A 15,238-nucleotide genomic window follows, 5' to 3' on the forward strand; every position below is an offset into this window, starting at 1 on the left:
GGTGAGCACCGGCGTCGCGCGCGCCCTCGCCGCAGGGCCCCTCGCCCTGCCCGCGGGCGTCCCCGTCACGCCCGACGCGGAGGAGGCCCGCCGCTGGGCCGCCGACGAGCTCGCGCGCAGCGTCTACGACACCGACCCCGGCCTGCTCGCACGGGCCTGGGAGTGGTTCGTCACCCAGCTCGACCGCCTCCTGCGGCTCGAGGCCTCCACCCCGCCCAACCTCGTCCCGCTCGTCGTCGTCATCGGCGTCGCCGTCCTGCTCGGGCTGGCCCTCTACCTCGGCGGGCCCGTGCGCCGGCGACGCCGCGCGCCCGCCACCTCCTTCGCCGTGTTCGACGACGAGCGCTCGAGCACCGACCTCACGGCGGCGGCCGACCGCGCGGCCGGCGAGGGCGACTGGGCCCTCGCCGTCCTCATGCGCTTCCGGGCGATCGTCCGCTCCCTCGACGAGCGGACCGTGCTCGAGGACCGGCCGGGGCTGACGGCGCACGAGGCGAGCACCCTCGCCGCCGCACGTCTGCCGGGCGTCGCGGGGGGCCTCACGGCGGCCGGCCGGCTCTTCGACGACGTCTGCTACGGCAGCGCGCGCCCCGGCCCGGAGGAGGACGCGGAGCTGCGCACGCTCGCCCGCGCCGTCGCCGCCGCACGCCCGGAGCGGGCGACGGCGGGCGCGCCGTCGATGTGGGCGCCGCTCGGATGAGCGCGCCCCCCGACGTCGGAGACGCCCCCGCCACCGGCGCGGCACCGGTCGTGCCCGCGCGCGCCCCCGGGGCCGGCGGCACGCCGCCGGCCGGTGCCGGTGGCACGCCCCGCTGGCGCCGGCACTGGTTCCCGGTGCTCGCGGCCCTCGTCCTCCTCGCGACCGCCGTCGTCCTCCTCCTCGCGCGCAGCACGACGTCTGCGCTCCCGCTCGCCCCGGACAACCCCATGCCCGCGGGCGCGATGGCGGTCGCGGAGATCCTCGGGCGCGAGGGCGTCGACGTGCACCTGGTCCGCACGACCGACGACGCCGTCCGGCTCGGCGGGGCGGGCACCACCCTCCTCGTCACCGGTACGAACACCCTCGACGCCGACCATCTCACCGCGCTGCGCGGGACCGCGGCGGACCTCGTCCTCGTCCAGACTCCCTTCGCGATCGGCCTCGAGGCCCTCACCGACGCCGTCGAGCCGGACCCGGCCGGTGCCCGGGACCCGGTCGCCGCCCGGTGCACCGACCCCGACGCGCTCGCGGCGGAGCAGATCTCCCGCAGCACGGGCGGCCTGCGCGCGCTCCGCGACGACGTCGAGCTGTGCTTCCCCACCGGGGACGGCACCGGTGCCTACGCCGTGTGGGAGCAGGACGGGCGGAGCGTGCGCGCCATCGCGGACGGCGAGCTCCTCAGCAACGGCGACCTCGCCGACTCCGGCAACGCCGCCCTCGTCCTGCGGGTCCTCGGCCAGCACCCCGACCTCGTCTGGTACATCCCGACACCGGGTGACACGGTCGGCCCCGACGGTCCGGCCGGCGCGTCCGGCGCCGCGGTCCTGCCGCCCGAGGCGACGGTGCTCGGCCTGCAGCTCGCCCTCCTCGCGCTCGTCGTCATCGCGTGGCGCGCCCGCCGGCTCGGGCCCGTCGTCACGGAGGCGATGCCCGTCGTCGTGCGGGCCGCGGAGACGACCCGGGGGCGCGGGCGGCTGTACCGTCGCTCCGGTGCCCACGCCCATGCCGCCGCCGCGCTGCGCGCCGGGTGCGCGCACCGCCTCGCCCGGGCGCTCGGCCTGCCCCGCTCCGCGGCGGCGACCACGCTCGTCGAGGCAACGGCGCGCGCGACCGGCCGGACCGAGGACGAGCTCGGCGCCCTCCTGTACGGAACGGCCCCGACCGATGATGCCTCCTTGCTCGCCCTGACCCACGCGCTCGACACCCTGGAAAGCGAGGTTCACCGACCGTGACCCATCCCCCGACCGGCTCCCCCGACACCGAGCAGCACCCCGCCCCGCCCGCCCCCGCGGCGCACGCGGGGACGACCGCGCGCGAGCGGCTCGGCCAGCTCCGCGTCGAGGTCGCCAAGGCCGTCGTCGGGCAGGAGGCCGCCGTGACGGGGCTCGTCATCGCGCTCCTGTGCCGTGGGCACGTCCTCCTCGAGGGCGTCCCCGGCGTCGCGAAGACGCTCCTCGTCCGCACGCTCGCCGCGGGCCTGGACATGGGCACGAAGCGCGTCCAGTTCACCCCGGACCTCATGCCGGGCGACGTGACCGGCTCGCTCGTCTACGACGCCCGCACGGCGGAGTTCTCCTTCCGGGAGGGGCCGGTCTTCACCAACCTCATGCTCGCCGACGAGATCAACCGGACGCCGCCCAAGACGCAGGCGTCCCTCCTCGAGGCCATGGAGGAGCGCCAGGTCACGGTCGACGGCGACCCGCTCCCCCTGCCCGACCCCTTCATGGTCATCGCCACCCAGAACCCCGTCGAGTACGAGGGCACGTACCCGCTGCCCGAGGCCCAGCTCGACCGTTTCCTCCTCAAGCTCGTCCTGCCCCTGCCGGAGCGGACCGACGAGATCGAGGTCCTGCACCGGCACGCGAACGCCTTCGACCCCCGCGACCTCGCCGGTGCGGGCGTGCGCCCGGCCGCGGGCCCCGCCGACCTCGCGGCCGCCCGCGCCGAGGTGGCCCGGGTCCACGTCGCCCCCGAGGTCCTCGGCTACATCGTCGACGTCTGCCGCGCGACCCGTACGTCGCCCTCGCTCTCGCTCGGCGTCTCCCCCCGCGGGGCGACGGCGCTCCTCGCCACGGCCCGCGCCTGGGCCTGGCTGTCCGGCCGGGAGTACGTCACGCCTGACGACGTCAAGTCCCTCGCCCACTCCACGCTGCGCCACCGCGTGCAGCTGCGCGCCGAGGCCGAGCTCGAGGGCGTCACGGCCGAGACGGTCCTCGACGGCGTCCTGCGCACCGTCCCGGTCCCCCGCTGAGCCGGCGACCGGGGACGAGGAGGACGGGCACGTGGTGCTGACGGGGCGGGCCGCCGCGCTCACGGCCGCCGGGCTGATCCCGGTGCTGCTCGTGCCGCGCACGGCGACGGTGGCGTGGTGGGCGCTGCTCGTCGTCGTGCTCTGCGCCGTCGACCTCGCGCTCGCCGCGTCGCCGCGCGACCTGCGGCCCGAGCGGGACGTGCCGCGCGCCGTCCGCCTGCGCGAGGCCGCCACGTCCGCCCTCACGCTGACGAGCACCGGACGGCGGCCCGTCCGCGCGCTCGTGCGGGACGCGTGGCCGCCGTCCGCCGGCGCCCGGGCGAACCGCCACCGCGTGACCGTCCCGGCCGGGGAGGCCCGGCGGGTGCGCACGGTCCTCGTCCCCACGCGCCGCGGCGACCGCACGGCCGACCTCGTGACGATCCGGTCCTTCGGCCCGCTCGGGCTCGCCGCCCGGCAGGCGTCCGTCCCGAGCCCCGCCCGGCTACGCGTCCTGCCCGAGTTCGCCTCCCGGCGCCACCTCCCCTCCCGCCTCGCGCGCCTGCGCGAGCTCGACGGGAGCGCCGCCACGCAGGTGCGCGGCCAGGGCACGGAGTTCGACTCGCTGCGCGAGTACGTCATCGGCGACGACGTCCGGGCGATCGACTGGCGCGCGACCGCCCGGCGCAACGACGTCGTCGTCCGGACGTGGCGGCCCGAGCGTGACCGGCGGGTCCTCATCGTCGTCGACACCTCCCGGCTCGCGGCGGCCCGCCTCGGGGACGCACCGCGCCTCGAGGCGCAGATCGAGGCCGCGCTGCTCCTGTGCGCGCTCGCCGGGCGCGCCGGGGACCGCGTGGACGTCGTCGCCGTCGACAGCGCGGTCCGCGCCCGGGTGGCCGGCGCGAACGGTCCCCGGCTCATGTCCGCCGTCGCCGAGGCGTTCGCCCCCCTCGAGGCGTCGCTGGTCGAGATCAGCTGGACGGCGGTGACCGACGTCGTGCGTAGCACGCTGTCCCAGCGCTCGCTCGTGGTCCTCCTCAGCGCGCTCGAGCCCTCCGCCGTCGTCTCCGGGCTCCTGCCCGTGGCGGGCGCGCTCGGGGCGGACCACCAGCTCGTGCTCGCCTCGGCGTCCGACCCCGAGGCCGAGGAGATCCGGCGCGACCGCGCGACGAGCGAGGCGGCGTTCGACGCCGCCGCCGCGGAGCGGGGCGCGCTCGAGCGGGACGCCGTCGCCGTGCGGCTGCGCCGGCGCGGGGTCGAGGTGGTCGAGGGCTCCCCCGACGAGCTCGCGCCCGCGCTGGCGGACACCTACCTCGCACTCAAGGCCGCAGGCCGGCTGTAGCCCCCGACGCACGAGCACACGCCCCCCCCCGCCGCCCCTCCGGAGGGGCGGCCCGGCCGGGCCCGCTCAGCCCGCCTGGGCGAGGGTGTAGCCGGCGACGTCGTCGTCGAGGTCGCCCGTGTGGCCGTCACGCACGGCGCGGCGGCCGAGGACGATCGTGTACGTCCAGTACGCGGCGAGGACGAGCGCCCCGATGGCGATCTTGAGCCAGCCCGGCAGGGACGAGGGCGTGACGAACCCTTCGACGAGCCCCGAGACCCCGAGCACGACGACGAGCCCGATCGCCACGGTGAAGAGCGAGCGCCCCTCCTCAGCCAGGGCCCGCGAGCGGGTCCGCGGGCCGGGCGACACCCACGCCCAGAAGAGCTTGAGGCCGGCGCCGGCGGCGATGAAGATCGCGGTGAGCTCCATGAGGCCGTGCGGGAGGATGAGCCCGAAGAAGACCTCGAGGCTGCCGTGCTCGGCGAGGATGCCGCCGGATGACCCGACGCCCACGGCGTTCTGCAGGAGCACGTAGACGGGGAAGACGCCGGTGATCCCCAGCGCGATGCACTGGGCGGCGATCCAGGCGTTGTTCGTCCACACCTGGCCCGCGAAGTCCCCGGCCGGGTAGTTGGAGTAGTAGGCGGCGAACGACTCCTGCGCGTACTGCTCGAGCTCCTCGGGAGTGCCGAGCGCGGCCATCGCGGCGGGGTTGGTCGCCACCCACCAGCCGCTGAGCGCACCGACGGCGACGAAACCGACCATGACCCACACCGTCCACCAGCGGACGCGGTAGAACGCGGCGGGCACCGTGACGAGGGCGAAACGGCTGACGTCGGAGAGCCGCATCTCGTGGGAGCCGGCGATGCGCCCGCGCGCCGTCGCGAGCAGGCCGGAGAGCCGCGAGACGAGGCCGGGGTCGGGCGCGCTCGTGCGCAGGGCCGAGAGGTGGCCGGCGGTGGCCTGGTAGAGCGTGACGAGCTCGTCCGCCTCGGCGCCGGTGAGGTGCCGCCGGGCAGCGAGCGCGCGCAGGCGCTCCCACTGCGGGCCGTGCACAGCGGCAAAGGCGTCGACGTCCACGCGGGTACCCTGCCACACATGTCGAACGGCGCCCGGACCCCCCAGGCCGCAGCGCCGGCGATCCCCGGGCTGCCGCCCGACCTCATCATCACGGGCGAGGCGGTCGCGCTCGAGATCCGTCCCGCGTCCTTCCTCCTGCGGCTCTTCGGCGGACTCATCGACGCCGCCGTCTACGTCGTCGCGATGATCGCCATCGGTGTCGGCGTCACGGCCGCCCTCGACGAGGTCAACGCCGCCCGCGTGCAGACGCTCGTCATCGTCGCGCTCGTGTGCGTCGTCGTCATCGCCCCGACGACCGTCGAGACCCTCACGCGCGGACGCTCCCTCGGCAAGCTCGCGACCGGCATCCGCATCGTGCGCGACGACGGCGGGCCGATCCGGTTCCGGCACGCGTTCGTGCGCTCGCTCACCGGTTTCGGCGAGCTGTGGCTCACCGCCGGGTCCGTCGCGGTCATCAGTGCGCTCATCAACGCCCGCGGCAAGCGCGTCGGTGACCTCCTCGCCGGCACGTACGCCGCCCGGGTGCGCGGGGAGGAGCGCCGGTCCGCCCCGCTCGTCATGCCCCCCGAGCTGGCGGCGTGGGCGGCGGGCGCGGACATCCGTGCGCTGCCCGACGGCCTCGCGCTCACCGCCCGGCGCTTTCTCGACCGGACCGGGTCGATGGACCCGCCCTCGCGCGACGCGCTCGCTACCCAGCTCGCCGCGCGCGTAGAGCCGCTCGTCTCCCCGCCCGCGCCGTGGGGCACCCACCCTGAGCGCTTCCTCGCCGCCGTCCTCGTCGCCCGCCGGGACCGGGAGTACGAGGTCGGGCTCGCCGCCCGCGCGCGCATGGAGGCCGAGGGCGCGGGCCTGCGCCGCCTGCCGTACGGCATCCCGGAGTAGTCCCTCCTCCCCCCATCACTCCCCCGGTCGTGAGCATGCCGGAGTGCCGCGGCACGTCTGCGTGCCACCGAGGAGGGCGCGGCTCGGGTTGCGGGGTCAGCACCGAGTCGTAACGTCGGTGGGACATCGGACCGACAGCACTGGAGGGCATCATGGCTACGGGAGAGACCGGCTTCGACGACGTCACCTTCGACCTCATCTCGGTGCAGTACCACTCGCTCAAGGCCGGGCACGACTACGGCCAGTACGTCCGCGACGCCCGCAACGCGGGCCGGGAGGACATCGCGACCTTCTTCGAGAACGTCATGGCGGAGGACTCCGCGCGGGCGAAGAAGTGTCACGAGTTCCTCGTCGAGCTCGGCGGCACCGACAACACCGCCCCCCAGGAGGGCACCGACGCCTGACGAGCCCGACCGGTGGGGGCACGCCCCGGCGGCGCGCTCGGCGGCGGGTCAGCGTCCCCGCACCGGCGAGACGACCGTCGGCACCGGCAGCGGCGAGACGGACCACCTACTCGCGGACGGTGACCGCCCCGTGCGCGCCGCGCTCGGCGTCGACCATGGCGTGGGAGACGAACGGGTACGTGCCGGCCGCCGGGAACGTCAGCGCGACGAACCCGCCCTGCGCCGCGACGAGCGGGAGCACCTGCGCGCCTCCCGTCGGGTCGCCACCGGCCCCTGACGGCCTCCCAGGCGGTACGCGCCCTCGGTGTAGACCGTGTCGAACTGGCCTCCAACGCGGACCCGCGGGAGGGGCCGGCGGCGAGCACCCAGATCCGCACGCGCTCGCCGACCCGGGCGGTCAGCGGCTCGTGGTCGTACTGGTCGGCATACCCCGTTGAAGACGACGAGGTCCGGCGCCTCCGCGCCGATGGCTGCCGCGTCCGCCGGCCCGCCGGCCGCGCCGCGTCGGGCTCGCGAGGGGGCTCGGGCGCCCCGGCGCGGCGGTCGGGTCCGTCACGGTCCCACGCTAGGCGCACGCCGCACGCCGCGCGCCCCACCCGGGACCAAGGGCCCCTGCGCACCGGTGCGCACCTCGGCGCGTGAAAGTTCCTTACGTCGACACGCTGGCGGATGTGCACGTCTAGACCAGCCCCCCGTAGTGTGACGGAGCGCGCACGGCCCGAGCCCGACGCCTCCGCTGCTGCTGGTGGCGTCCCCGTCGAGGCCTGTCGCGTACCCGTAGTGGTTCATGAGTGGAGGAAAAGTGTTACGAGTGTCAAAGGCCGGTCGCAGGACCGGTGTCGTCACGGCGGCCGCAGCGAGTCTGCTCGCCGCATCCGCCGTGCCGGCCAGCGCAGTGATCCCCCCGCCGGAGACGTCGGAGGTGATCCTGCAGATGGTCGACGACATGTCCGTCGAGGAGCTTGTCGGCCAGATGACGTGGACCCAGGTCTACGGCAACTCCGCAGACGACACGTCGGAGGCGGAGACGAACATGGCGCGTTACGGCGTCAGCACGCCGGCGGAGGTCGTCGAGAAGTTCAACCTCGGCGGCGTCCTGTACTTCACGTGGTCGAACCCGATCGTCGCGAGCAACCCCACGGCCACCGCAGAGCTGTCGAACGGCCTCCAGGCCGCCTCGACCGGTGCGGACGGCTCGGGCATCCCGCTCGCCGTCACCATCGACCAGGAGGGTGGCGCCGTCGCGCGCATCGGCGCCCCGGCCACCGTCTTCCCGGGCAGCATGGCGCTCGGCGCGACGTTCGACCCGACCCTCGCCTACGCCCAGGGCTCCGTCCTCGGTGCCGAGCTCTCCGCCATGGGCATCAACGTCGACTTCGCCCCGGTCGTCGACGTCAACACGAACCCGGCGAACCCCGTCATCGGCGTGCGCTCCCTGGGCGAGGACCCCACGGCCGTCGCCGCCCTCGGCGTCAGCCAGATCATGGGCCTCCAGGACAACAACGTCGGCGCCTCGGCGAAGCACTTCCCCGGCCACGGCGACACCGTCACCGACTCCCACTACGGGCTGCCGACGGTCACCTACGACCGTGAGACGCTCGACCAGCACCTCGTCCCGTTCGAGGCGGCCATCGAGGCCGACGTCGACATGATCATGACGGCGCACGTCATCGTCGAGGCGATCGACCCGACGATGCCCGGCACGCTGTCGCACAAGGTCCTCACGGAGCTCCTCCGCGACGAGATGGGCTTCGACGGTCTCGTCACCACCGACGCGCTCGACATGGCGGCGCTCAAGCAGCTCCCCGGCATGCCGCTCGACGACGGCGACGTCGCCGTGCTGGCCGTCCAGGCGGGCTCGGACATCCTCCTCATGTCCCCCGACGTGCCCGCCACCGTCGAGGCGATCTCGGAGGCCGTCGACAACGGCGACATCACCCGCGAGCGCCTCGAGGAGTCGGTCATACGGATCCTCCAGTGGAAGCTCGACCGGGGCGTGTGGGAGCTCGACCCCGCGGTCGACGTCTCCGCCGTCGACGGGATCGTCGGCAACGCCGAGCACGGTGCGGTCGCTGACGAGATCGGCGCGCGCGCCGTCACCCTGCTCCGCAACGAGGACGACGTCCTCCCGCTCGACGCCGACGAGGACTCGGTCCTCATGGTCGGCGCCGGCTCCGGCTGGCCCGAGCGGATGGGTCCGATGCTCGTCGAGCGTGGCTTCGACGTGACCGCCGACTACGAGAACGGCGCCTCGCCGTCCGCCGCCTACCGCGACCGTGCGGTGGCGACGGCGCAGTCGGAGGACATCGACGCCGTCATCTTCACGTCGAACAACGCGACGGCGAACGCCGCGCAGCAGCAGATGGTCGCCGCCCTCGCCGAGACGGGCAAGCCCGTCGTCGTCGTGTCGACGCGCAACCCGTACGACATCAGCGTCTTCCCCGGCGCCGACGCCGTCCTCAACCTCTACAGCTGGCAGGTGCCGAGCTTCCGCGGCGCCGTCGCAGCCGTGGCCGGGGACGTCAACCCCAGCGGTCGTCTCCCCGTCAACATCCCGACTGCGGACGGCACCGAGGTCCTGCACCCGATCGGCTACGGCCTGAGCTACGGCACCGCGGTCACCCCCGCGGTCCCGACGTTCACGGACCAGCCCGGCACGGCGGACGACACCTTCACGATCCCGGTCACCGAGGGCGTCGAGTACGTCGTCGGCGAGGAGGACGACGCCGAGGTGCTCGAGGCGGGCACCTACCCCGGTGAGGGCACGGTCGCCATCGCCGCCGTCCCGCTGGAGGGTTACTACCTCGCGTGGGACGCCGAGGCACTGTGGGCCCACACGTTCGACGCCGCCGGCGAGGAGCCGACGACGCCGGGCGAGGAGCCGACCAGCCAGGAGCCCACGACCGACGCGCCGCCGACCACCGAGGCGCCGACCACGGACGCCCCCACGACGGAGCAGCCCAGCCAGCCCGGCACGGGCGGCGACCTGCCGTCCACGGGCGCCGAGGCCACCGGCCTCGTCGCGGGGGCGCTGCTGCTCCTCGTCCTCGGCGCCGGCGCGGTCCACGCCGTGCGCCGCCGCCAGACGGTCTGACGCCCCACGGCTGACGTCCGCCTGACGTAGCACCCGAGCGGGGGTGCCCTCCTCGGAGGGCACCCCCGCTTCGTCGTCCCCCCATCTTCGACGCACCGGAGGGGGTGACGCCGCTCACCCCGCCCCGTAGGGTGGGGCGGGTCACATGTTTCGGCGCGCGCCGACAGAGCTGTCATGGACTTTCACGCACGGTCCCCGCGCCGGTGACGCTGTGCCACATCGGTGACGAGTTGGAGGAAATCGTGTCCCGCACACACCTATCGACCGGCCGGAAGGCCGGGCTCGCCACGGCCGCGGGAGCAGCGATGCTCGCCGCCTCCGTGGTCCCGGCGAGCGCCGCGATCGCTCCGCCGACGACGGACGAGCAGATCGCCGCCGTCGTCGACGGCATGACCCTGCGGCAGCTCATCGGCCAGATGACGTGGACGCAGGTCTACGGCTCGACCGCGGACGAGGTCGGACACACCTACGGGGACCCGGTGCAGAGCAACGAGGCCCGATACGGCGTCGGCACGCCCGCGCAGGTCGTCGAGGAGTACGACCTCGGCGGCGTCCTCTACTTCGCGTGGTCGAACCCCGTCGTCGTCAACGACCCGGCCGGCACGGCGGAGCTCTCCAACGACCTCCAGGCCGCGTCCGTCGGCGACGAGGGCTCGGGCATCCCGCTCGCCGTCACCATCGACCAGGAGGGCGGCATCGTCGCCCGCATGGCGAGCCCCGTCACCGTCTTCCCGGGCAACATGGCGCTCGGCGCGACGTTCGACCCGACCCTCGCCTACGCCCAGGGCTCGGTCCTCGGCACGGAGCTCGCGTCCGTCGGCGTCAACGTCGACTTTGCCCCCGTCGTCGACGTCAACACCAACCCGGCCAACCCCGTCATCGGCGTGCGGTCGATGGGCGAGAGCCCCGAGGCCGTGGCGGCGCTCGGCGTCGGCCAGGTCATGGGCCTCCAGGACAACGGCGTCGGCGCGGCAGCGAAGCACTTTCCCGGCCACGGTGACACCGAGACGGACTCGCACACCGGGCTGCCCATCGTCACGTACGACCGCGAGACGCTCGATGAGCACCTGCTTCCGTTCGAGGCCGCCATCGAGGCCGGCGTCGACATGATCATGACCGCGCACGTCATCGTCGAGGCCATCGACCCGGACATGCCGGGCACCCTCTCGTATGACGTCCTCACCGGTCTGCTCCGCGAGGAGATGGGCTTCGACGGCCTCATCACCACCGACGCCCTCGACATGGCCGCGCTCAAGGAGCTCCCCGACAACCCGCTCACCGACGGCGAGATCGCCGTCCTGGCCATCGAGGCCGGCTCGGACATCCTCCTCATGTCCCCGGACGTCCCCGCGACGTTCGAGGCGATCACCGAGGCCGTCGACGCGGGCGAGCTCACGCGCGAGCGTCTCGAGGAGTCCGTCACCCGGATCCTCCGGTGGAAGGTCGACCGCGGCGTGTGGACGCCCGACCCGTACGTCGACGTCGACGCCGTCTCCGGCGTCGTGGGCAACGCCGACCACCTCGCCGTCGCCGACGCGATCGCCGACCGGTCCATCACGCTCCTGCGCAACGAGGACGAGGTCCTGCCGCTGAGCACGGACGACTCCATCTTCGTCACCGGCTGGGGAGCCACCGGCGTGCCGAACCTCGCCGCGGCCTTCGAGGCCCGCGGGGCCGACGCGACCGCCCACCCGGCCGCCTCACCCGACGACGATGCGGTCACCGCCGCGCTGGCGGCGGCCGAGGGGCACGACGCCATCCTCGTCATGACGAACGTCTCGGGGCTCTCCGCGGCCGACGCCGCGGCGCAGCGCGCCTACCTCGCCGCGCTCATCGCCACCGACATCCCCGTCATCCACGTCCCCGTGCGCAACCCCTACGACGTCAGCTGGGCCGCGGCTGACGCCCAGATCGCGACGTACAGCTACCAGGCGCCGTCGTTGAGCTCGCTCGCGGACGCGGTCCTCGGCGAGGTCAACCCGAGCGGTCGCCTGCCCGTCAACATCCCGACGGCGGACGGTTCCGGGGTCATGCACCCCATCGGTTACGGCCTCGGCTACGGCATCGCCGTCGCCCCCACCGCCCCGACCTTCTCGGACGAGCCCGGCACGGCGGACGACACCTACACCATCCCCGTCAGCGAGGGCGTCGAGTACGTCGTCGGCGAGGGCGACGACGCCCAGGTCGTGGAGGCCGGCACGTACCCGGGTGAGGGTGCCATCGCCATCGCCGCGGTCCCGCTGGAGGGCTACTATCTCGCGTGGGACGCCGAGGCACTGTGGGTCCACGAGTTCAGCACGGCCGGGGAGGAGCCGACGACGCCGGGGCCGGGGCCCACGACGCCCGGCCCGGAGCCGACCACGCCGGGCGGGGTCTACTACGAGAACTGCGCCGCCGCGCGAGCCGCCGGCGCGGCACCGGTCCACGCGGGCGAGCCCGGGTACGGCGAGCACCTCGACAGCGACGGCGACGGCATCGGCTGCGAGGACTCCACCGGCGGTGGGTCACCGACCCCGGGCGGCGGCGGCAACCTGCCGTCGACGGGCGCCGAGGCCACCGGCCTCGCCGCGGGCGCGCTGCTGCTCCTCGCCCTCGGCGGCGCGGTCCTCGCCGTGCGCCGCCGCCAGACGGTCTGACGCCTCACGGCTGACGTCCGCCTGACCTAGCACCACCCGAGCGGGGGTGCCCTCCTCGGAGGGCACCCCCGCTCCGCTGCCTCCGGCGGTGCTCTACGGCCCGGTGTCCCTGCGTTCCACCGGCCACATCGCGCGTGAAACTCGTTGACGATCGCAGTCGTGCGCAATAACGTCGACGGCGTTCCCTCTCCCCCTTCCTTCCCTCATCCCCGCACCGGCGCGGGTCACACCCAGGAGGTGTCGTGATGCACTCACGACCAGTTCGGCGGGCGGGGGTCGTCGCGGCAGCGGCGGCCGTCCTCGCGGCAAGCGTGGTACCGGCGGCCGCCGCCACCCCCGTCCCCGGATCGAGCACCGAGCTCGAGGCGGCCATCGACGCGATGAGCGTCGACGAGCTCATCGGCCAGATGTCCTTCGCCGACGTCTTCGGCACGGCCGCCGACTCCGTCCACGCCAGCAACCAGACCCGCTACGACGTGGACACCCCCGCGCAGGTCGTCGAGAAGTACGACCTCGGCGGCGTCCTCTACTTCGCGCACAACATCACGAGCCCGCAGCAGACGGCGCTCCTGTCCAACGGCCTCCAGGCGGCCTCCACCGGCGAGAACGGGTCGGGCATCCCCCTGGCCGTGACGATCGATCAGGAGGGCGGCACCGTCGCGCGGCTCCAGGCGCCGGCCACCGTCCTGCCCGGCGCGATGGCGCTCGGCGCGTCGAACAGCCCGCAGCTCGCCCGCGCCCAGGGCGAGGTCCTCGGCGCCGAGATGGCCGCCATCGGGGTCAACGTCAACTTCGCACCGGTCGCGGACCTCAACACGAACCCCGCGAACCCGGTCATCAACGTCCGATCGCTCGGCGCGGACCCGGCGCGCGTCGGCCCGATGGTCGTCGCCCAGGTCGAGGGCATGCAGTCGCAGGGCATCGCGGCCGCCGCGAAGCACTTCCCCGGCCACGGCGACACCTCGGTCGACTCCCACACGGGGCTGCCGACCGTCACGTACGACCGCGCCACGCTGGAGCAGCACCTCGTGCCGTTCCAGCAGGCGATCGACGCCGGTGTCGACATGATCATGACGGCGCACATCATCGTCGAGGCCATCGACCCCGAGCTGCCGGGCACGCTCTCCCCCGCCGTCCTCACGGACCTGCTGCGCGAGGAGATGGGCTTCGACGGGCTCATCACCACCGACGCGCTCAACATGGCGGCGCTCAAGCAGGTCGAAGGACCGGACGGCGAGCTGCTCGACGACTACGACATCGCCGCCATGTCGATCGTCGCCGGCGCGGACATCCTCCTGTTCTCGCCGGACCTCGACGCCTCCATCGCCGGCATCAAGGCCGCCATGGACCGCGGGGAGATCACGCGCGAGCGCCTCGAGGAGTCGGTGCGGCGGATCCTCGAGTGGAAGATCGAGCGGGGGGTCTGGGATGCCGACCCGATGGTGGACGTCGACGCCGTCCCGACGGTCGTCGGCAAGGCGAGCCACCAGGTCGTGGCGAACTCCATCTCCGACCGCGCGGTCACGCTGCTGCGCAACCGGTACGACCTGCTGCCGCTCGACCCGGAGGCGGACTCCGTCCTCATGGTCGGTGCCGGCTCCGCCTGGCCCGAGCGCATGGGTCCGATGCTCCGTGAGCGGGGCTTCACGGTGACCGAGGACTACGAGAACGGCGCCTCGCCGTCGGCCGCGTACCGGGACCGCGCGGTGGCCGCGGCAGCCGACCACGACGTCGTCGTCTTCGCCTCGAACAACGCCAACGCGGCCCAGCGCCAGATGGTCGAGGCGCTCGCCGCGACCGACACCCCGGTGGTCGTCATCGCCACGCGCAACCCCTACGACATCAACGGGATGCCCGGGGCGGACGCGGTGCTCAACACCTACGGCGTCCAGGTCATCAACTTCTACGGCGCCGTCCGGGCGCTCGCTGGGGACATCAACCCCTCCGGCACGCTCCCCGTCGCGGTGCCCACCGCCAACGGCAGCGGAGTCCTCTTCCCCGTCGGCCACGGCCTGCGCTACCCCACGAACATCAGGCCGGCCGCGGTGGCGTTCACCGACGCGCTGGGGACGGCGGAGGACATGTTCATGATCCCGGCCGTCGAGGGCGTGGAGTACCTCGTCGACGGCGAGGTGCTCGCCGCGGGCACCTACCCCGCCACCGGCACCGTCACCGTGACCGCCCGGGCGACCGACGGCTACACCCTCGCCTCCGGGGCGACGACGGAGTGGACCCACGTCTTCGACGCCTCGGGCGTGTCCGTCACGGCGGAGACCCGCTGCGTCGTCGGCCGGGTCGTCCAGGTAGCGCGGGTGACCAACACGACCGGCACCGCGGCGCAGGTGACGGTCACTGGGAACTACGGCTCGCGGACCGCCACGGTGGCCGCGGGGGCGTCGACCTCGGTGACGTTCAGCTCCCGCCTCGGCTCCGTCCCGGCGGGCGACGTCGCGGTGGATGCCACGGTCGGTGACCAGGCCCAGACCGTGAGCGCGGTCTACACCGCGCGCAGCTGCGCCTAGACCGGCGCGGGCGCACGGGCCGCACCTGCCCAGACCAGCCGCAGGCGCCAGGCTCGGACACGCACCACCCGAGCGGGGGTGCCCTCCACGGAGGGCACCCCCGCTTCTGCTTGTGGTGCAGCACACGCTTGGGGCTTGTGGCGCAGCGCACGCGCGTTCCGCCGACGCATTGTTGTGGGCCGCGCCACGCTCATAGCACGGCTCGTTTGGCAATACATCCACCACGAACGGGTCACATTTTGGTCTCAGACGTCATACCAGGTCAGGGCCGGTTCTCCGACACCACGACGTGCCCGTGAGGCCCCGTTCGCGCCATACCGGTGCTGGTCAGGAGAACTCGACGGTGGCATGGTGGAGGTCAAT

Annotated in this window: 10 protein-coding genes and 1 pseudogene; 9 read left to right on the forward strand and 2 right to left on the reverse strand. The window is 74.1% G+C overall.

All coding sequences use genetic code 11. The features are described 5' to 3' along the window. The first annotated feature begins 1 nt into the window (after window position 1). Genes V2J63_RS12425 through V2J63_RS12440 form a run of 4 tightly spaced genes read left to right on the forward strand, consistent with a single transcriptional unit; the run spans window position 2 to window position 4,275 of the window. Window positions 2-700: a DUF4129 domain-containing protein gene (locus V2J63_RS12425; RefSeq protein WP_331231360.1), complete on the forward strand. Its 699-nt coding sequence runs from the start codon at window positions 2-4 to the stop codon at window positions 698-700. After that, window positions 697-1,932: a DUF4350 domain-containing protein gene (locus tag V2J63_RS12430; protein WP_331231361.1), complete on the forward strand. Its 1,236-nt coding sequence runs from the start codon at window positions 697-699 to the stop codon at window positions 1,930-1,932. The genes V2J63_RS12425 and V2J63_RS12430 overlap by 4 nt, the downstream gene beginning before the upstream one ends. Next, window positions 1,929-2,951 carry an AAA family ATPase gene (locus V2J63_RS12435; protein ID WP_331231362.1) on the forward strand — a complete coding sequence of 341 codons (1,023 nt, stop codon included), beginning with the start codon at window positions 1,929-1,931 and terminating at the stop codon, window positions 2,949-2,951. Before V2J63_RS12430 ends, V2J63_RS12435 begins: the two co-directional genes overlap by 4 nt. A gap of 31 nt (window positions 2,952-2,982) precedes the next feature. Continuing rightward, window positions 2,983-4,275, forward strand: coding sequence for a DUF58 domain-containing protein (locus tag V2J63_RS12440; protein ID WP_331231363.1), 1,293 nt, complete (start codon window positions 2,983-2,985; stop codon window positions 4,273-4,275). A 66-nt stretch (window positions 4,276-4,341) separates the two neighbouring features. Here the strand turns inward: V2J63_RS12440 and V2J63_RS12445 are convergent, their stop codons facing one another. Continuing rightward, window positions 4,342-5,337: a stage II sporulation protein M gene (locus tag V2J63_RS12445; protein WP_331231364.1), complete on the reverse strand. Its 996-nt coding sequence runs from the start codon at window positions 5,335-5,337 to the stop codon at window positions 4,342-4,344. Window positions 5,338-5,355: 18 nt separating this feature from the next. On the opposite strand from V2J63_RS12445, the gene V2J63_RS12450 reads away from it, so the two are divergent. After that, window positions 5,356-6,219 (forward strand): RDD family protein, encoded by an 864-nt coding sequence (locus V2J63_RS12450; RefSeq protein ID WP_331231365.1) that lies wholly within the window; start codon window positions 5,356-5,358, stop codon window positions 6,217-6,219. 152 nt (window positions 6,220-6,371) lie between these two features. Beyond that, entirely contained in the window at window positions 6,372-6,623 is a 252-nt protein-coding gene (locus tag V2J63_RS12455) for an acyl carrier protein (protein ID WP_331231366.1), read from the forward strand. A 106-nt stretch (window positions 6,624-6,729) separates the two neighbouring features. Here V2J63_RS12455 and V2J63_RS15890 read toward each other — a convergent pair. Next, window positions 6,730-7,103 (reverse strand): annotated as a pseudogene (locus tag V2J63_RS15890) (cupredoxin domain-containing protein); the annotation flags it as partial. Between the two features lie 442 nt (window positions 7,104-7,545). Here V2J63_RS15890 and V2J63_RS12465 point away from each other — a divergent pair. The 3 genes from V2J63_RS12465 (at window position 7,546) to V2J63_RS12475 (ending at window position 14,875) form a co-directional block, all read left to right on the forward strand. Continuing rightward, window positions 7,546-9,717: a glycoside hydrolase family 3 protein gene (locus V2J63_RS12465; RefSeq protein WP_331231367.1), complete on the forward strand. Its 2,172-nt coding sequence runs from the start codon at window positions 7,546-7,548 to the stop codon at window positions 9,715-9,717. Window positions 9,718-9,959: 242 nt separating this feature from the next. Further along, window positions 9,960-12,353, forward strand: a complete 2,394-nt coding sequence (locus V2J63_RS12470) for a glycoside hydrolase family 3 N-terminal domain-containing protein (protein WP_331231368.1) — start codon at window positions 9,960-9,962, stop codon at window positions 12,351-12,353. Window positions 12,354-12,598: 245 nt separating this feature from the next. Then, window positions 12,599-14,875 carry a glycoside hydrolase family 3 protein gene (locus tag V2J63_RS12475; protein WP_331231369.1) on the forward strand — a complete coding sequence of 759 codons (2,277 nt, stop codon included), beginning with the start codon at window positions 12,599-12,601 and terminating at the stop codon, window positions 14,873-14,875. Window positions 14,876-15,238: the final 363 nt, after the last annotated feature.

Origin of the sequence: Georgenia wangjunii (genome assembly GCF_036421975.1) — a bacterium.
GTDB classification, from domain to species: domain Bacteria; phylum Actinomycetota; class Actinomycetes; order Actinomycetales; family Actinomycetaceae; genus Georgenia_A; species Georgenia_A wangjunii.